Below are 16896 nucleotides of genomic sequence, written 5' to 3' on the forward strand. Positions count from 1 at the left end.
CGTAAAGGGCTGTCTTGCCCTTCAAAAAGCCGACAATATGCGCAACCGAGTATTTCGGCGGGATCGATATCAACATATGCACATGGTCGGGCATCAAATGACCCTCTTCGATCTGGCAACCTTTCTGCTGTGCCAGCCGACGTAAGAGTTCTCCCAATTCACGCCGTACGTCCCCGTACAGTCTTTTCGTGCGGTATTTGCTGCCAAAAACAACGTGATACTTGCAGTCCCACGTCGCATGCGAGAGCGGTTGTTCATCCACAGAACCTCCTTGTTCGAAGTCTGGGCCAACCCAGCGGTTCAAGCAGGAGGTCTCTCAACTACCGTGTAGAACTCGTCCAGTCCTCCACCGTAGGTGGAGGTTTATTCATGAATATAAAAAAGGCGGCCTTGCGGCCGCCAGCTCTCGGGGAAAGCGTTTGTTACTTGGCTACGGCCTTCGGCATCCAGGCCGGCATGGCGACATCCGCGTGGGCAAACTGCGGCAGCTTGGCTCCGAGTTCTTCCATATTCTTGATGTTCTGCTCGTTCAGCGCCTTCTGGGTGATGAGCGTCGGCGGGACGACGACCTGATGGCCCGGATCCTGGCCAGCAAGCAGCATGGCAAGTGCGCGGACGGAGACCTGGCCGACCACGGCCGGATTGGTTGCTGCCGTCGCTGCCCAGGCGGAGCCGGACTCGCGCATGGCGGCAATATCGGACGTCGAAATATCGGCCGAATAGATCTTCACATTGGAGGAAAGCCCGGCCTCGTCGACGGCGATCTTCACGCCCTTGGCAAATTCGTCATAAGGCGCAAACATCACGGTAATGTCGGGATTGGCCGAGACCACCGAACGGGCCTGATTGGCAACCGAGTTGGCGATCGGGTTGTCCATGGTGCCGAACTGGGCGGCTTCCTTGATACCAGCGTATTTCTTCTTGAACTCCTTCCAGGTCTCGTCGCGTCGGTCGAGCGGCGCAATACCGGCGACGTAGACATAACCGGCCTTGAAGCTTTCGCCATTGTCCTTGACGGCCTGCTCGAGTGCGAGGCGAGCAAGGTCGCGGTCGGACTGTTCGATCTGCGGGATCTTGGCATTCTCGACATTCACGTCGAAGGCGACGACCTTGATGCCGGCGTCGATGGCGCGCTGGGCAGCATCCTTCATGGATTCCGTCAAGCCGTGCTGGATGATGATGCCCTGCACGCCGAGTGCGATGGCCTGGTCGACCATGTCGGCCTGGACAGCTGCATCCTGGCGGCTGTCGAACACCTGCAGCTGGACGCCCAGCGCCTTGGACTGCGCCTCCACACCGGCCAGATAGGACTGGAAGAAATCTCCGGTCGAGAGATATCGAACAAGCGCAATCTTGACATTGCCTGCCTTGTCGAAGGGCTTTGGCATCTCTGCCGCAAAGGATGGCGCACCAAACGCCGCCGCTCCCATCAAGCCGAGCGTCAATACGCCTAGCGTTCTGCGTGTCATCTTCATATCAGTCTCCTCCTCCAGTGAAATTATGATTATCCGCCAGGGCAATGCGCCCTTAGCGTTTGCTCCTCTTTGAGAATGCAAAGGTGAAAATCAGGGCAACGACGAGAACCGCGCCCTTGACGAAATCTTGCGTGTAGTAGGGCACGTTCATCATCGTCAGGCCCTGCAGCAGGATACCAACGAAGAGGGCGCCGGTCGCCGTCCCCAGGGCATTGGGCTTTGCTGCGCCAAGCACGGCAAAGCCAATGAGCGCGGCGGCAACGGCATCGAGCAAAAGGTTGTTCCCCGACGCAATGTCGCCACGGCCGAGACGGGCTGCGAGCAGAATGCCGCCAATCGAGGCGAAGATGCCCGAGATGATGTAGGCGGAAATCTTATAGGCATTGACAGGTGCCCCGGCGAGGCCGGCCGCCCGTTCATTCGAGCCGACGGCATACATCATCCGTCCGAACCTCGTATATTCCAGAAAGAACCAGATCAGGATCGCCAGTACGATCAACACCACGACCGAAACCGGCACGAGATTGGGCAGGATAAAGTCGAAGCGGTGGCGGCCGAGGGCGAGAAAGCCGGGGCTGAACGCGCCGTTTGCGACAGACCCGTCCGGCATCGTCATTCCGGTGGCAATGGAGCGGCCTTCGGTCGGAATTCGCTGGAGACCCAGCAGAAGGAACATCATGCCGAGCGTTGCGAGCAGGTCCGGCACGCGCATATAGACGATGATGATGCCGTTGATGAGCCCGACCAACACGCCAACGGCAAGGCAGACGAGCGTTGCGGTGACAGCATCGCCACCCATGACGACCATGACATAGGAAGAGGCCATCATCGCGCTCGTCGCGACCGACCCGATCGACAGATCGAAGCCTCCCACCACCAAGGTTGCGGTGACGCCGAGGGCAAGGATCCCGGTGATCGACACCGACTGCAGGATGAAGACCGCGCTCTGCGGCGAAGCGAAGCCGCCAGTGACGAGCGAGAAGTAAAAGATCATGCCGGCAAGCAGTACGAGGAAGCCATATTTGATGGCGATGTCTCTGAAGCTCGCTGTCGGTTGGGACAAGGGGACCGCGCCTGCGGATTTGCTCTGTTCACTGCTCATATTGCGCTGACCTGTTGAGTGGATTGACCTGCGATCTCAGACAGCAGGCGCTCGACATCGATGCCGGAATTGCGATGCTCGCCGACGATCGTCTGCTCCGACATGACAAGAATGCGGTCGGCCACTTCAAAGACTTCGTCGAGCTCGGTGAGAAAAAGAATGGTGGCTCGCCCGTTTGCCGAGGAGCGTAGTTTTTCGCCAATGTCGCGGCGGGCCACGATGTCGACGCCCTGGAACGGTTCATCGAGAACGAGGAGAAGCGACGGCTCCGAGAGCCAGCGGCCGACCATGACTTTTTGCTGATTGCCACCGGAGAGCGTGTGCATCTCGTCCCGCTCATTGCGGCAGACGACGCCAAGCGCGGATATCTGCTGGCGTGCCCTCACCCGTTCGGTGCCGCGGCTCGATACTCCAAAACGCGACAGCCGCCGCAGAAACGGGAGGCTGATATTCTCGTAGATGTTGAAATCCGGCACGATACCGCTGATCGCGCGGTCCTTGGCCACGAGGAACACGCCGCGGCCGATGGCCTGGCCCGTCGATTTCGGCTGATAGCTTTGGCCGTCCAGCGTCATCTGACCGGCTGCTGGCATGCGCGCTCCGGCAAGCACCTCGGCAAGCGCCGACTTGCCGACGCCGACGAGGCCGGTGACCGCAACGATCTCGCCTTCGCCGAGCTCAAAGTCGAACGGCCGCGAATGCTCGGACAGCTGCAAGCCCTGCGCGCGAAAAACCGGAACGTTTGCTTCGCGCACGCCGATCGCGTCGGCAGAGACTTTGCGGCCGAGCATTGCATTCACGGCACCTTCATAGTCGAGATCCGGACCTTCGAAACGGCCGGTGATACGGCCGTCGCGCAGTGACACGATGCTGTCTGCAAGCCGGCGGATATCGGACATTCGATGCGAAATATAAAGAATGGCAACGCCTCGAGCCTTCAGCCGATCGACAAGCTCGAACAGGCGATCGGCTTCTGCACTCGACAGCGACGAGGTCGGCTCGTCGAGGATCAGGACTTTCGGCTCATGCGCCATGGCGCGCGCGATCGCCACCATCTGGCGATCGGCAAGGCTCAAGTCGTTGATGTTGGATTTGAGATCAATCGTCAGACCCATGCGCGAGGCGACCTGAGCGGCCTCACGCCGAACCCGGCGCGGATTGAAGAAGAGCCGCGCGCCGCGCCCGCTCAGGCGGTCGAGCGTCAGATTGGTAGCCACATCGAGATCGGCAACGACACCGTCATTGATGTTCTGGTGCACCGTCACGACGCCGGCGCGGATCGCCTCCGCAGGCGTCGAAGGGTCGAACGGCGCCCCCGAAAGGGTGATCATGCCGGCATCGCGCGGATAAACGCCGCTCAAGATGCGCACCAGCGTCGATTTGCCGGCACCATTGGCACCCATCAAAGCCGTAACGGCGCCGCCCTTGAGGTCGAGACGCACCCCCTGGAGTACCGCCACCGCACCAAAGGATTTGCGCACGCCTTCGATGCGAAACACTGCATTGTCGCTCATTGTCTTCTCCCAATGGTGGCAGGTTAGGATAGCTTTTCATCAAATGTCAAGGCCATTGACATTTGACAGAATGCTGACTTAGTTGTGCCCATGACGGCATGTCGAAACACGGTGGAGGCCGCGACATGCGCAGGAGGAGAGCATTATGGACACCCAAGTCTTTGCGGCGCTCAGCGTCGAGACATTACCGGGCCGGCTTGGCGGCAACGCCATTCTCAAGGAAAAAATCGGCGAGGATTCCGCGCGATGGGAGGTCAGGGAAGTCGGCGACGGCAACCTCAATCTCGTTTTCATCGTCACGGGCGAAAGTGGAGCCGCCATTGTCAAGCAGGCGCTTCCATATGTGCGCCTCGTCGGCGAAAGCTGGCCGCTTCCTCTGAAGCGCTCATATTTCGAGTATCATGCCCTCGCGCGCCAGTCCCAGCGCGACCCAGGCATGGTGCCGGAAATCTACTGCTTCGACGCGGCCCAAGCCATCATCGCCATGGAATTTCTGACCCCGCATGTCATCCTGCGGCGAGCATTGATCGACGGAAGGATCCTTCCGAAAATCGGGCAGGATCTCGGTCTCTTCTGCGCGCGCACGCTCTTTCGCGGCTCGGATCTTTCCATGATCACGCGCGACAAGAAGGCCGACATGGCCCTCTTCGCCGACAATATCGAACTCTGCGATATCACCGAAAACCTCGTCTTTTCGGATCCCTATTTCGAAGCGACGCTCAACCGGCACACCTCGCCGCAACTCGATCCGCTTGTCGCGGAATTGCGCGGTGATCGTGACCTCAAGGTCGAGGCACAGAGGCTGAAACATCTCTTCTCTGCAAAGGCCGAGACGCTCTGCCATGGCGACCTGCATACCGGTTCGGTGATGGTCACCGAGGAGGAAACCCGGGTGATCGACCCGGAATTTGCCTTTTACGGTCCGATCAGCTTCGACGTCGGCATGCTACTCGCCAACTTCTGGATGAGCTATCTCGCGCAAAGCGGTCATGAGAGCGACGGCTCCAAACGAGATGAGATGCGTGTCTATTTGCTTGATACCGTCGAAACCATCTGGGAAACATTCCGCGCCGAATTCGCCAATCTCTGGCGCAACGAGCGCAAGGGTATCCTTTACCAGGCAAGCCTCTTCGAAGATCAAGGAGACATGCTGGGTGCCGAACAGGCGCTGAACATCGTCCTCGACGAGATCTATCGCGAAATGCTGGGCTTTGCCGGTATCGAGATGCATCGCCGCATCCTCGGTCTCGCCCACAATGCCGATTTCGAAACCATCGCCGATCCCGATCGTCGTGCCGCCTGCGAAAAGAAAGCGCTGAAACTTGGTCGGCATCTCGCCGTCAATCGACATCGCATCCACAGCCTCAAAGATGTCCGCGCAACGGCGGAGCTGCTTGAGAAGGAGACACTCGCTTGAAAGTCGGAGAACGCCACTACCATACCATCTGGCTCAACGAGAACGGCCGCTCCGTCGACATTATCGACCAGCGTTGGCTGCCGCATGAGTTCAGGGTCGTCACGCTAAAAACGGTAAGTGAGGTCGCAGTCGCAATTCGCGACATGTGGGTGCGCGGCGCCCCGTTGATTGGCGTAACGGCCGCCTACGGTGTCGCGATCGCCATGGCGAAGGACCCTTCCAATGCGCATCTCGACGCCGTCTGGGAAGAACTCAACGAAACACGCCCGACAGCCATCAATCTGCGCTGGGCGCTCAATGCGATGCGCGAGCACTTGCGGGTGCTGCCGGAAGATGCGCGTGCCGACGCCGCTTACAAGCGTGCGGCCGAAATTGCCGAGGAAGATGTCCAGCTCAACCGCGCAATCGGCGCAAACGGTCTCAAGGTCATCCGCGAGATCGCCGCGAAAAAGAAGCCGGGCGAGCCAGTCCGCATCCTGACGCATTGCAATGCCGGCTGGCTTGCGACCGTCGACTACGGGACCGCGACTGCGCCGATCTACATGGCAACGGAGGAAGGCATTCCCGTCCACGTCTATGTCGACGAAACCCGCCCACGCAACCAGGGTGCCTACCTGACCGCCTGGGAGATGAACGGCCATGGCGTACCGCACACGCTGATCGTCGACAATGCCGGCGGTCATCTGATGCAGCATGGCGATATCGACATGGTGATCGTCGGGACCGACCGCACCACCGCGAACGGTGATGTCTGCAACAAGATCGGAACCTACCTCAAGGCGCTTGCAGCCCGCGACAATGGCGTGCCCTTCTACGTCGCATTGCCGTCACCGACGATTGACTGGACGGTGCATGACGGCATCAAGGAAATCCCGATCGAGGAACGATCCGCGGACGAAGTCAGCTTCGTTCAGGGCAAAGCACGGGACGGCTCGATAGCGAGCGTTCGCATCTCGCCTGAAGGAAGCTCTGCGGCAAATCCCGCCTTCGACGTCACGCCTGCCCGCCTGATCACCGGCCTGATTACGGAACGCGGCATCGCGACGCCGTCGCCGGAAGGTCTGAAGGCACTTTTCCCCGAACGGAGCTGAGACGATGACCCTCTCCAATCAGAAATCCACGGAAGACATTGCGCTTGGAATTCGCCGCCGCGTCTTCTTCCACACCATGAAGAACAACGGCGGCTATCTGAGCCAGGCTTGTTCGGCCGCCGAGAGCCTCGCGCTGCTCTACAATGAATTCTTGAAGCTTGGCGAACCGACGCTTCCGAAAGTGCCCCTGCCCTTCCGTGGCGTGCCCTCGGCGCACAATCCCGATGCCTTTACCGGCGCCGGCTACCATGGTCCGTTCGCACCTGAATTCGATCGCTTCTTCATTTCACCCGCGCACTATGCATTGGTCATCTACTCGGCCCTTATCGAGATGGGGCGCATGGACGAACATGCGCTCGACCATTTCAACAAGGACGGCGGCTCGGTCGAGATGATCGGCGCCGAACACAGCCCGGGCATGGAAGTGACGACCGGATCGCTGGCACAGGGCCTTTCCATGGCGTCGGGCGTCGCCTGGGCACGGCAGAAGAAAGGCGAGCCGGGCAAGGTCTGGGTCTACATGTCGGACGGAGAATTCCAGGAGGGCCAGACCTGGGAATGCCTTGCGGCCATGGCCTATCACCGGATCGACAATATCCGCGTGATCGTCGACGTGAACCGCCAGCAATGCGACGGCGCCATGTCTTCGGTGCTCGATCTCGGCGATCTCGCCGCCCGCGTCAGCGCCTTCGGCGTGACGTGCCGCTCGGTCGACGGCCATGATCTCAACGCCCTGCGGCAGGCAGCCGAAAGCGCGGAAGCCGGCAAGCCGCTGGTGATCCTCGCCAATACCTCGCCCTATCAGGGCATGAACTTCCTCAAGAAGCGCTTCCCGCGACTGCACTATGTTCGCTTCAAGAGCGCGGACGAGCGGCTGGAAATGCAGGCGGCACTTGCCGCCGAGCTTGGCATCGACATGAACGCAGTGGAAAGGGCCTGAACATGGTCGAGATCGTCAACCGTCCCTATGCCAAGGCGTTCGAGGCTTTTGCCGTTGCGCGGCCCGAGGTTCTCTGCCTTTCGGCAGATCTTACCTCCTCCTGCGAGGTCGACGGCTTTCGGGATCGGCATCCGGAACAGTTTCTTACGCTCGGCATGGCCGAGCAGAACATGCTTTCCTTTGCCGGCGGCCTTGCAATGCAGGGCTATCGCCCGTTCCTCCACACGTTCTCGGTGTTTCTCTATCGCCGCCCTTATGATCAGCTGATCAATTCGATCGCCTACTCCAATCGCAAGGTGCGGCTCATGGGCTTCCTGCCTGGCATTACGACACCAGGCGGCATTACCCACCAGGCAATCGAAGATATCGCCGTGATGCGTGCGGTGCCGAACATGACCGTGCTTGAAACCGGCGATGCAACGGAAGTCGAAACGGTCCTCGAGGTTGCGGACGCCATCGATGGCCCCGTCTACGTCCGCGTCCTGCGCGGCGAGGTACCGCGCCTCTTCTCGACACCTTTCGAATTCAACAGGCTGCGTACGCTATCTGAAGGCGACGACATTCTCGTCGTCAGTTCGGGTGTTTGTACAGAAGAAGCATTGCGCGCGAGTGGGCCGCTGACCGCGCGGGGGATCGGCGTTCATCACCTGCACGCCTCGACTTTGAAGCCCTTCGATCGCGACGGCCTGCTCAAGGCCGCGCGCGGCAAGAAGGGCATCGTCACCCTGGAGAACCACACGATCGTCGGCGGTCTCGGCTCGCTGGTGGCGGAAATCCTCGCCGAGGAGGGCCTCGGCATTAGGCTGAAGCGGCTTGGCCTCAACGACACCTTTGCGCATGGTGCCTCCAAGCCATATCTGATGAAGAAGTACGGGCTTGACGCCGGTGCCCTTGTTGGCGCCATCGAGCAGCTCCTCGGCAAGCCGCTTTCCATCGGCGACAATGAACTGGCAGAGGTGCGTCTCGATCACGTTCATTCGGCGCAGAAGGCCGAGGCGCTTTGATGGCTCCGCGCTTTACCGTCACCTATTTCATCCGCGCTGCCGACGCGGCGGAGGCGAAGAGCCGTGCGCTTGATATCGCGCTCGAGCAGACTGTCGAAATCCCACGCCATGTCGTGCCGAAAGGCTACGTCGAGGAGGAAATTCTCGGCCGGCTGGAATCCCTGGAAACGGACCCGAACAGCCGGCAGGGCTTCCTTGCAACCATCTCGTATTCGGAAGACGACATCGGCGGCGATTTCCTGCAATTTCTCAATATCGTGTTCGGTAACAGCTCCATCAAACCAGGTTTGAAGGTGGAGGATATCGGCCTTTCGCCCGGCATCCTCGATCTTTGCAAAGGGCCACGGCATGGCATCGCCGGTCTTCGAGCGCGCGCCGGAATTGGCGAAAGTCCATTGCTGATGTCGGCGATCAAGCCGGTCGGCCTTTCGACGAAAGAGCTTGCCCGCCTTGCCCATGATTTCGCGCTTGGCGGTATGCATTACGTCAAGGACGATCATGGCCTGGTCGATCAGAAGACATCGCCATTCGACGAGCGGCTGAAGGCGTGTGTCGAGGCCGTCGGCGAGGCGAACGCCAGGAGCGGCGCCAAAACCGGATTCGTGCCCAATGTGACAGGTCCCGCCAATGCCATTATCGAGCGAGCAAAGCAGGCTCAGGAAGCGGGCGCTGGCGGCATCATGATCGCTCCGGCGCTTGCCGGCTACGATGTCATCCGCACCCTTGCCGCAGATCCGGATTTCACCCTGCCCATCGTCTCGCATCCGGCCTTTTCCGGCGCGAACGTCGTCTCGCCCGACTGCGGATTTAGCCATCGTACGTTCTTCGGAACTCTGCACCGGCTGATGGGGGCAGATGCGGTCATCTATCCGAATTTCGGTGGCCGGTTCGGCTTTACGCGCGAGGAGTGTGTGTCGATCGCTGACGCTTGCTCGGTCGAACTTGGCGGCGTGAAGACCATTGTCCCCGCCCCAGGCGGCGGCATGACATTGAACCGGGTCGCCGAGATGCGTGAGACCTATGGCAACGATATCATGTATTTGGTTGGCGGCGCGCTGTTGGAGCAAGACAACCTCGTCGAGGCATGCCAGCGTTTGTGCGATGCCGTTAACGCGTGATCGGTCAAGAGCATCCGGGCCTGCCTGACAGGGGTGCGTCGGAACACGCCGATCTTGCCGATTGGCTGGATTTTTGTGACGCTGGCCAGAACACATCATAGGCCGACGTTACGGGACCGGGATGGATGCGGTCGAATAGGGTGAGATGGTTTTCCACCCCAATGTGGTATAAAGCGCGCGCCCGTCTTCCGTCGCGACCAGCAGTTCCGGCACGGTTGGTGATGCTTTCGCTCCCTGGAGCGCTGTCATGACAGCATTTCCCAAGCCTTTCCGGCGATGCGCCGGGTCGGTCGCTATCCGGTCGTAGACAAAAACATCCTCCGTCTCGGCCCCATATCCGCTGGCCGCCAGCAAGCCCGTATCCGAGAAAACGCGTACCTCCACCGCAGACCCGACACGCCGGATATCGATCTCATATCCTTGAGCCAATGGTCGCTTCGGATGCACGCCGTTGGCTCGCATGAAGTAGCAAGGCGCATGCAGCGTCCAAAAGTCCGGAAGCGCCGATCGCAATTCGCCGGCCTCACCACAAAGCTTCACGAAATAGCGCGGGTCATCGATAGAACGGACGAGTTCCTTGAGGCCCGGTCCCAGTTTCGGAAAAATCCAGCGGCTCACTTCGACATCGCTGTTGGTATCGATGCGGAAGCCGCCATATTCAGGCAGAGGTGGAGCAAGGCCCCGCGCGATCGACCGCGCTGAAAGCCACGCATTCAAGATCAGAGGATCAACGCTCATCATCTCTAGTGGTTGGGACGACAATTACCCGAACATAGAAGTAGCGCCGCAACCTTGCAACAACCCACCCGTCATCACCGTTCGCGCTCTCATGGAGAATGGAGGCCGAAGCTATTGTCGCCGGGGATCTAGTCGAAGTTGACGCGAGCTCCCCCGGGGGACCCGCGCCAAGCAAAAGTCGATCCATCTCGTTTCGGCTTCACTTCCAGCTGGTGTAGTCGGAAGCGGCGCATCCGAAGGGCGCACTTTGATCGCCGAAACGCTTCTTCAGCTGATCACAACCCCAGCGGTTGAGAGGAGCCGGCATCACGTTGTTGAGGTCCATGCCGGGCGAAGTGAACTGCGAGCCGGCGCTGGTCACGTACCAGACCCAGTAGCCGAAAACGCCGCCGAGGATCAAAAGTATGACGAGGAAAGCTCTCGCCAGCCGCGCCCGGAGAGGCGGTCCTTTCTTCCCCTGCGTATCGAGTTCCAGCGGACGGACGCCCAGCGCGGCAGCCAAGGGCGTAAGAGCTGCCGAGCGCTCTTCCGGCGTCATATCAATAGCCCGAAATAAGCGATGCCCGGCCGCTCAAGCGCTCGCTGCCGATGATTTGAAGCTTTGCCGATAGCGCGTCGGCGGCAGGCCTTTGGCGGCGCGAAACTGATGGGCGAAATGCGCCGTATCGGAAAAGCCGCATTCGCTGGCGATATGGCTCATGGGCATATCGGTTTGCATCAGCATTTGGCAGGCCCGGCCGATGCGCAACTGCATCACATATTGGCTGATCGACATGCGAGTGCTGCGCTTGAACACCCGCTGCAATTGGCTGTCCGTCAGATGCGCGATGACGCAGAGCGGGGCGAGCCGCAGCGGTTCACGATAATGCGCGTGCAGCCAGGTGAGTACCCGGCGCATCCGCTCCCGGTCGCGCGGCGTCTCGCTGACGGAAACCTCCCCCGAAGCCAGCGACCTCCCTGAAACTGCCGCGAGATCCAACAATATCCCCTGCAATTCCAGTACTTGCCGCGCCGGCGGGAACCCGCCGAGCGCCAGCATACGCGGGCGCAGACGCGCGACCGTCGCCGCATCGAACTCCAGTCCGCGTCCGGCCGCAGCAGCCAAGGAAGCAAGGCCGCGATATTCCGGCATCAACGCCATCAAGCCCTCGATCCATTCGCGGGTGAACCAGCACACGATCGCCCGGTGCAGCCGCGCCTCTCCCACGAGTGACTCGGACTGCCATGCATGGGGCAGGTTCGGCCCGAGCAGAACGAGATCGCCATCGCCGTAGCGCTCCACGTGGTCGCCGACGAAGCGCACGCCGCTGCTATCGACCGTCAGCGTCAGCTCGAATTCCGGATGGTAGTGCCAGTTGAACGGGAAGTCGGGCAATTGCCGATCGAACAGGAGCCAGGACCGATCAGCGGGAATGGCAACCGTTTCGAACCATGGCTGCATTGGCGCATTACTCCGCATAGATCCCAATAGAATGCGGCTATCATACAAATTCTTGCGGCTGAAGGGAATGGCGCAATCCATTGCCATCCGTAGTCTGATCATGCCAGGCAGCAGGAGGAGCAGATGGACGCGGCAATTAGACCGGATGTAGTGATCATCGGATCGGGTGTTGGCGGTGGCACGATCGCACGCCAGCTGGCGGGGACCGGAGCACGGATCCTCATCCTCGAACGCGGCGATTTCCTGCCCAACGAACCGGAGAATGCCGACGCCGAAGCGGTTTTCACCCAGGCGCGCTACCGGACCAAGGAAGAATATCAGGACGAGACCGGCCGCCGCTACCGCCCGGGCCAATATTACTATGTCGGCGGACACACGAAATTCTACGGAACCGCCATGTTCCGGTTCCGGGAAAGCGATTTTCGCGAGGCACGGCACGAGGGCGGCATATCCCCGGCCTGGCCTGTCTCCTATGCCGATCTCGAACCTTACTATGACGAGGCGGAGCGCCTGTTCGGTGTGCGTGGGCAGGCGGGAGAGGATCCAACGGAGGCCGTTCGTTCAAACCCCTATCCCCATGCGGCCATTCCCCATGAACCGATCATTGCCCATATGGCGGAAAGATTGCGCGCGCAGGGCCTTCGCCCCTTCTTCATGCCGTCTGCAGTCGACTTCGGCCCCGGCGGCAGCTGTCGCCGCTGCGGAACCTGCGATGCCTTCCCCTGTCGCTATGGCGCAAAGGGTGATGGCGAAACGCGGCTGATCCGGCCTGCCCTGAACCATCACAACATCACGCTGTGGACGGAAGCGCAGGTGATGCGGCTCCTCCCCGAAGCGGATGGGCGCATAGCCGCGGCCGAAGTATTGCGTGACGGCCAGCTTGAGCGCGTCGAAGCGCCGCTGTTCGTCCTCAGCGCCGGTGCGATCAACTCCGCCCTTCTCCTGCTGCGCTCATCTGACGCCTCCAATCCGAACGGACTTGCCAACCGCTCGGGCGTCGTTGGCCGCTATTTGATGAACCATCATCTGACCGGGCTGATGGGGCTGATGCCGTTTCGCGTGAACGACACGAAATTTCCAAAGACCTTGTCCGCCAACGATTTCTATCATGGGCTGCCCAACGACAGCGCTGCGCGCGGCAACATTCAAATGCTCGGCAACATCAAAGGGCCGATGATCCGCTCCGCCTACCCTTGGGTGCCGCGCCCGCTTGCCAATCTCCTCGGACGGCATAGCGTCGACTGGCTGTGCATGTCCGAGGACCTGCCGCGTGCCGAAAGCCGTGTCCGCCTTCTGCCTGATGGTCGGGTCGAAATTGCTTATCACCCTGGAGACGGGCCGGCGCATGATCGCTTCGTGGAGCATGTCCGTTCCCGGCTGCGGCGAATTTTCCCGGTCGTGCTGCGCCACTCCTTCGGCATCGAGGCACCGTCCCATCAATGCGGCACGGTGCGCATGGGTGCGGATCCGGCGCAGTCGGCTCTGAATTCCCTCTGCCGAGCGCATGACCACCAGAATCTTTACGTGATCGACGCGTCCTTCTTCCCGTCCTCCGCCGCGCTCAACCCGGCACTCACCATCTGCGCGCAGGCTCTGCGTGTCGGCAATCACCTGCGCACCGCCTGGCGCAACGGCACTCTCGCCGCCTGATCGTTTGGGAGCTCTCCATGGTTCACAATTTTCTTTCGCCGCTCACCGGTTCCTTCGCGATGCCCGCTGCCGAAAACCCGACGGTCGCCATGATCGGGGCAGCTTATCGCCATCACGGTCTCGACTGGCGCTACATCAATTGCGAGGTCGCTCCCGAAGCCCTGGCAGATGCCGTGCGTGGCGCCCGCGCCATGGGCTGGATAGGCTTCAATTGCTCGCTTCCTCACAAGGTGGCGGTGATCGAGCATTTGGACGGGCTGGGTGAATCCGCCCGCATTATTGGCGCAGTCAACACTGTCGTTCGCCGCGACGGTCGGTTGATCGGCGAGAATACCGACGGAAAGGGTTTTGTCGCGGCGCTGCGCGAAATCATCGATCCGGCGGGCAAGCGTGTCGTGCTGCTAGGAGCCGGTGGCGCAGCCAGGGCCGTCGGCGTTGAGATGGCGCTGGCCGGGGCTGCCGAAATTACGGTCGTCAACCGCAGCCCCCAACGCGGAGAGGAGGTCGCCGCCGTCATCGACGAACAGACGCCTGCGATCGGACGCTACGAGCCCTGGGTGGGCCACTATCACATACCGGAAGGTACGGACATCCTCATCAACGCCACGTCGATCGGCCTGTTTCCGGATGTCGACGCCGTGCCGGAAATCGAGTTCAGCAGCCTGCGCGCCGACATGGTGGTTGCCGACGGTATCCCGAACCCATCGCTGACGCCGTTCCTCAAACAGGCGCAGGCACTGGGATGCAGTACGGCCGACGGCCTTGGAATGCTGATCAACCAGGGCATCATCGCCATCCGCTACTGGGCCGGCATCGATGCCGACGCCGATATCATGCGCAAGGCACTTGCCGATTTGGGATTATGAGCGGGCGCGCTCACTGCGAGAGCTCTCGATGCTCCCCCCTGTTCAAACCTCCGATAGGCGAATAGCTTTCGTCGGCCTAACCCGAGACGCCGACGCTGGAGTAAGCTCTATTTGATCAAGGATAATTTCGCCTTGCGTCTTTATACGCGCGTAGCCCGCCTCGGCAGTTTCTCGGCTGCTGCACGGGAGTGCGGCCTGTCGCAGCCTCAGGCATCGCGGATCGTTGCGGATCTTGAGGCCGAGCTTGGCGTGCGGCTATTGACACGCACGACGCGGGCCGTCGTGCCGACCGAAGCCGGTGCGGAATTTCTGGCCCGGATAGAATCCATCCTCCTCGCTTTGGACGACGCCGAGCAAAGTGTGCGCGAAGGCGGAGAATTGCGTGGATTGCTCAGGATCAGCACGCCGACCAGCTTTGGCATTCACGATGTCATTCCCAACCTTGCCTCCTTCGCCGAACGACACCCACAGCTGCACATCGAAATGCAACTCGGCGACAAGCGTCAGGATCTGATCAAGGATGCGGTGGACGTCGCCATACGGCTTGGCCGGCTGCCCGACTCGACGGCAACCGCCAGGCTGATCGCGACCATCCCTCGCGTCATCGTCGCATCTCCCGGTTATCTCGCGCGCCATGGCATGCCCGAGACACCCGATGACCTCGTCCGGCACCATATCGTCGGCGGCACGGCTGCTGCCGTTCCCACCGCCTGGCGATTTGAGCGGAATGGCCAGGAATCGGCAATCAAGCTGGAACCGCACTTTTCGACGGACGAGAACGAGGGCGCCATAGCAGCCACCGTGGCGGGCTTCGGGATAACATCGACGAGCGGCTGGGCGTGCCGCCGCGAACTCGCGGACGGTAGCCTGGTGCGCCTGCTTGCCAATTGGACGTTGGCCGGCATACCCGTCCACGCTTATTTCCCGATGGGACGGGCAACACGCGCCGCAGCACGGGCAGCCATTGATCACCTTGCCGTCGAATTCCGGCGCAGATCAAACAATGGATCGATGTGATCGCCGCCTATTGGCGGAACGTGTCTTGGCGGGCTGCGACGATGGCGCCACTCTCTCGCGCAATCCCAGGAAAAGTGCGCAGCGGTTTTCCGTCCGGAATTAATTAAAAACAATAAGTTAGAGCTGTTCTCAGATTCCGTGAAAAACTGAACCGCTCTAGCGATTAATGCGTTCCATGCATAGAAATTAGCGGAATCCGACAGCTACCGCCGGAAGCACGCATAGATGATCTTTACCTCACACGACACCAAAGTGAGGTTTTTCATCATGTCCAAGACAACACCGGAGCAAAACAAGGCGCTCGTTCTCGAAGCCTTCGATCTGCTGTTCAACAAGCGCGACTATGGCGCCGCCGAACGCTATTGGTCGGATAGCTACATCCAGCATAGCGCCCATATCGCGCCCGGCCGCAATGGTCTGTTCAATCTGGTCCGCACCCTCCCCGACACGTTGCGATACGAAAACCAGTTCATCGTCGCCGAAGGCGATTATGTGATCACGCACGGGCGCTACATCGGCAATGGCCGGCCCGCCGCCTGGATTGCTGCCGACGTCGTGCGCATCGAAGGCGGCAAACTCGCCGAACACTGGGATGTGCTTCAGGACGAGGCGACCGAGGCCCAGTCCCTCAGCGGCCTGCCGATGTTCGGCGACAAGTTCCCTTACTGATCATCTCACTTCACCTCTTCAAGGAGAAAAGCCATGAAACTCTCTGGCAACACTATTTTTATAACCGGCGGCGGCTCGGGCATCGGGCGTGGGCTCGCCGAAGCGCTGCACAAGCGCGGCAACAAGGTCATCATTTCCGGCCGCCGCCGTGCCAACCTCGAAGCAGTCGTCGCCGCCAACCCCGGCATGGCAGCGATCAAACTCGACATCACCGATCCTGCCAGCATCAATGCGGTGGCCTCTCAGCTGATCGCGGAACATCCTGATCTCAATGTCCTTATCAACAATGCCGGCATCATGTTGCCGGATCAGGCCGCCAGTCAGATCGACGACAAGCTGACGATCGATACCGTCATCACCAATCTTGTCGGCCCGATCCGCATGACGTCAGCCCTGATCGAGCATTTGAAAGGCAAGGAAGACGCCGTCGTCGCCTATACCAGCTCGGTGCTCGGTTTCGTCCCCATGGCGGTCACGGCGGTCTATTCCGCGACAAAGGCGGCGCTCCATTCCTATGCGCTGTCACAGCGGTTTCTGCTGAGGAATTCCGGCGTGCGGGTGCTTGAGATCGCTCCGCCCTGGGTGCGCACGGACCTGATGAACAGCCGGGAAGCGGCAGAGGCGATGCCGCTGGATCAGTTCATCGAAGAAACGATGGCCGTGCTTGGCACGGACGCCGACGAGATCTTGGTCGAGGGCGCAAAGGCTTTCAGGTCGAATGTCGGCCCACATGAGCATGCGCTCGTCAACAGCTTCAACGAGTTCGCATCCGCACGCTTCGCTGACGATTGAAGCCGAGGGGTTTGGCTGGACAACAGACAATGCAAGCAACCATCGCCAGCCCAGGCCATGTA

17 protein-coding genes are annotated in these 16896 nt (G+C 60.6%); 10 read left to right on the forward strand and 7 right to left on the reverse strand.

What is annotated here, in order from left to right; all coding sequences use genetic code 11:
• From tnpA to GA0061102_RS11950, 4 genes are all read right to left on the reverse strand, one after another.
• The coding region (gene tnpA, locus GA0061102_RS11935; RefSeq protein WP_139115052.1) for an IS200/IS605 family transposase at positions 1-262 on the reverse strand (262 nt) is incomplete at its 3' end.
• Positions 263-422: 160 nt separating this feature from the next.
• On the reverse strand, positions 423-1475 hold the full coding sequence (locus GA0061102_RS11940) for a substrate-binding domain-containing protein (protein ID WP_092847167.1): 1053 nt from the start codon (positions 1473-1475) through the stop codon (positions 423-425).
• A gap of 52 nt (positions 1476-1527) precedes the next feature.
• The gene (locus GA0061102_RS11945) at positions 1528-2577 is read right to left on the reverse strand and encodes an ABC transporter permease (protein WP_092847169.1); all 1050 of its coding nucleotides are present in this window, start codon (positions 2575-2577) and stop codon (positions 1528-1530) included.
• Positions 2574-4091 carry a sugar ABC transporter ATP-binding protein gene (locus GA0061102_RS11950; protein ID WP_092847171.1) on the reverse strand — a complete coding sequence of 506 codons (1518 nt, stop codon included), beginning with the start codon at positions 4089-4091 and terminating at the stop codon, positions 2574-2576. Before GA0061102_RS11950 ends, GA0061102_RS11945 begins: the two co-directional genes overlap by 4 nt.
• A gap of 145 nt (positions 4092-4236) precedes the next feature.
• On the opposite strand from GA0061102_RS11950, the gene mtnK reads away from it, so the two are divergent.
• Genes mtnK through GA0061102_RS11975 form a run of 5 tightly spaced genes read left to right on the forward strand, consistent with a single transcriptional unit; the run spans position 4237 to position 9661 of the window.
• Complete coding sequence (gene mtnK, locus GA0061102_RS11955) at positions 4237-5508, forward strand: S-methyl-5-thioribose kinase (RefSeq protein WP_092847172.1); 1272 nt, start codon at positions 4237-4239, stop codon at positions 5506-5508.
• Complete coding sequence (gene mtnA, locus GA0061102_RS11960; protein WP_092847174.1) at positions 5505-6599, forward strand: S-methyl-5-thioribose-1-phosphate isomerase; 1095 nt, start codon at positions 5505-5507, stop codon at positions 6597-6599. Before mtnK ends, mtnA begins: the two co-directional genes overlap by 4 nt.
• 4 nt (positions 6600-6603) lie before the next feature.
• Positions 6604-7539, forward strand: a complete 936-nt coding sequence (locus GA0061102_RS11965; RefSeq protein WP_092847175.1) for a transketolase — start codon at positions 6604-6606, stop codon at positions 7537-7539.
• A 2-nt stretch (positions 7540-7541) separates the two neighbouring features.
• Positions 7542-8543, forward strand: coding sequence for a transketolase family protein (locus tag GA0061102_RS11970; RefSeq protein WP_092847178.1), 1002 nt, complete (start codon positions 7542-7544; stop codon positions 8541-8543).
• Positions 8543-9661: a RuBisCO large subunit C-terminal-like domain-containing protein gene (locus GA0061102_RS11975; RefSeq protein ID WP_092847180.1), complete on the forward strand. Its 1119-nt coding sequence runs from the start codon at positions 8543-8545 to the stop codon at positions 9659-9661. Before GA0061102_RS11970 ends, GA0061102_RS11975 begins: the two co-directional genes overlap by 1 nt.
• Positions 9662-9769: 108 nt before the next feature.
• Here GA0061102_RS11975 and GA0061102_RS11980 read toward each other — a convergent pair whose 3' ends face one another.
• The 3 genes from GA0061102_RS11980 to GA0061102_RS11990 form a co-directional block, all read right to left on the reverse strand.
• Positions 9770-10399 carry a GNAT family N-acetyltransferase gene (locus GA0061102_RS11980; RefSeq protein WP_092847182.1) on the reverse strand — a complete coding sequence of 210 codons (630 nt, stop codon included), beginning with the start codon at positions 10397-10399 and terminating at the stop codon, positions 9770-9772.
• A gap of 199 nt (positions 10400-10598) precedes the next feature.
• Positions 10599-10937 carry a hypothetical protein gene (locus tag GA0061102_RS11985; RefSeq protein ID WP_245297988.1) on the reverse strand — a complete coding sequence of 113 codons (339 nt, stop codon included), beginning with the start codon at positions 10935-10937 and terminating at the stop codon, positions 10599-10601.
• A 33-nt stretch (positions 10938-10970) separates the two neighbouring features.
• Positions 10971-11840 (reverse strand): helix-turn-helix domain-containing protein, encoded by an 870-nt coding sequence (locus GA0061102_RS11990; RefSeq protein ID WP_092847184.1) that lies wholly within the window; start codon positions 11838-11840, stop codon positions 10971-10973.
• Between the two features lie 123 nt (positions 11841-11963).
• On the opposite strand from GA0061102_RS11990, the gene GA0061102_RS11995 reads away from it, so the two are divergent.
• The 5 genes from GA0061102_RS11995 to GA0061102_RS12015 all read left to right on the forward strand — a co-directional run bounded on the left by GA0061102_RS11995 (position 11964) and on the right by GA0061102_RS12015 (position 16834).
• On the forward strand, positions 11964-13490 hold the full coding sequence (locus GA0061102_RS11995; protein WP_092847186.1) for a GMC oxidoreductase: 1527 nt from the start codon (positions 11964-11966) through the stop codon (positions 13488-13490).
• A 17-nt stretch (positions 13491-13507) separates the two neighbouring features.
• Positions 13508-14356, forward strand: coding sequence for a shikimate dehydrogenase (aroE, locus tag GA0061102_RS12000; protein WP_092847189.1), 849 nt, complete (start codon positions 13508-13510; stop codon positions 14354-14356).
• Positions 14357-14467: 111 nt separating this feature from the next.
• Complete coding sequence (locus GA0061102_RS12005; protein WP_208858642.1) at positions 14468-15373, forward strand: LysR family transcriptional regulator; 906 nt, start codon at positions 14468-14470, stop codon at positions 15371-15373.
• Positions 15374-15640: 267 nt separating this feature from the next.
• Positions 15641-16042, forward strand: a complete 402-nt coding sequence (locus GA0061102_RS12010) for a nuclear transport factor 2 family protein (protein ID WP_092847440.1) — start codon at positions 15641-15643, stop codon at positions 16040-16042.
• Positions 16043-16075: 33 nt separating this feature from the next.
• On the forward strand, positions 16076-16834 hold the full coding sequence (locus tag GA0061102_RS12015) for an SDR family oxidoreductase (RefSeq protein ID WP_092847192.1): 759 nt from the start codon (positions 16076-16078) through the stop codon (positions 16832-16834).
• The last annotated feature ends 62 nt before the right edge of the window (positions 16835-16896 follow it).

Source organism: Martinezella miluonensis, assembly GCF_900094545.1.
Taxonomy (GTDB): Bacteria; Pseudomonadota; Alphaproteobacteria; order Rhizobiales; family Rhizobiaceae; genus Rhizobium; species Rhizobium miluonense.

Excerpts from the sequence above, each read along its gene's own strand:
- GA0061102_RS11940 (WP_092847167.1), bottom strand. The coding sequence starts at position 1,475 with ATGAAGATGACACGCAGAACGCTAGGCGTATTGACGCTCGGCTTGATG.
- GA0061102_RS11945 (WP_092847169.1), bottom strand. The coding sequence starts at position 2,577 with ATGAGCAGTGAACAGAGCAAATCCGCAGGCGCGGTCCCCTTGTCCCAA.
- GA0061102_RS11950 (WP_092847171.1), bottom strand. The coding sequence starts at position 4,091 with ATGAGCGACAATGCAGTGTTTCGCATCGAAGGCGTGCGCAAATCCTTT.
- mtnK (WP_092847172.1), top strand. The coding sequence starts at position 4,237 with ATGGACACCCAAGTCTTTGCGGCGCTCAGCGTCGAGACATTACCGGGC.
- GA0061102_RS11965 (WP_092847175.1), top strand. The coding sequence starts at position 6,604 with ATGACCCTCTCCAATCAGAAATCCACGGAAGACATTGCGCTTGGAATT.
- GA0061102_RS11970 (WP_092847178.1), top strand. The coding sequence starts at position 7,542 with ATGGTCGAGATCGTCAACCGTCCCTATGCCAAGGCGTTCGAGGCTTTT.
- GA0061102_RS11975 (WP_092847180.1), top strand. The coding sequence starts at position 8,543 with ATGGCTCCGCGCTTTACCGTCACCTATTTCATCCGCGCTGCCGACGCG.
- GA0061102_RS11980 (WP_092847182.1), bottom strand. The coding sequence starts at position 10,399 with ATGAGCGTTGATCCTCTGATCTTGAATGCGTGGCTTTCAGCGCGGTCG.
- GA0061102_RS11985 (WP_245297988.1), bottom strand. The coding sequence starts at position 10,937 with ATGACGCCGGAAGAGCGCTCGGCAGCTCTTACGCCCTTGGCTGCCGCG.
- GA0061102_RS11990 (WP_092847184.1), bottom strand. The coding sequence starts at position 11,840 with ATGCAGCCATGGTTCGAAACGGTTGCCATTCCCGCTGATCGGTCCTGG.
- GA0061102_RS11995 (WP_092847186.1), top strand. The coding sequence starts at position 11,964 with ATGGACGCGGCAATTAGACCGGATGTAGTGATCATCGGATCGGGTGTT.
- aroE (WP_092847189.1), top strand. The coding sequence starts at position 13,508 with ATGGTTCACAATTTTCTTTCGCCGCTCACCGGTTCCTTCGCGATGCCC.
- GA0061102_RS12010 (WP_092847440.1), top strand. The coding sequence starts at position 15,641 with ATGTCCAAGACAACACCGGAGCAAAACAAGGCGCTCGTTCTCGAAGCC.
- GA0061102_RS12015 (WP_092847192.1), top strand. The coding sequence starts at position 16,076 with ATGAAACTCTCTGGCAACACTATTTTTATAACCGGCGGCGGCTCGGGC.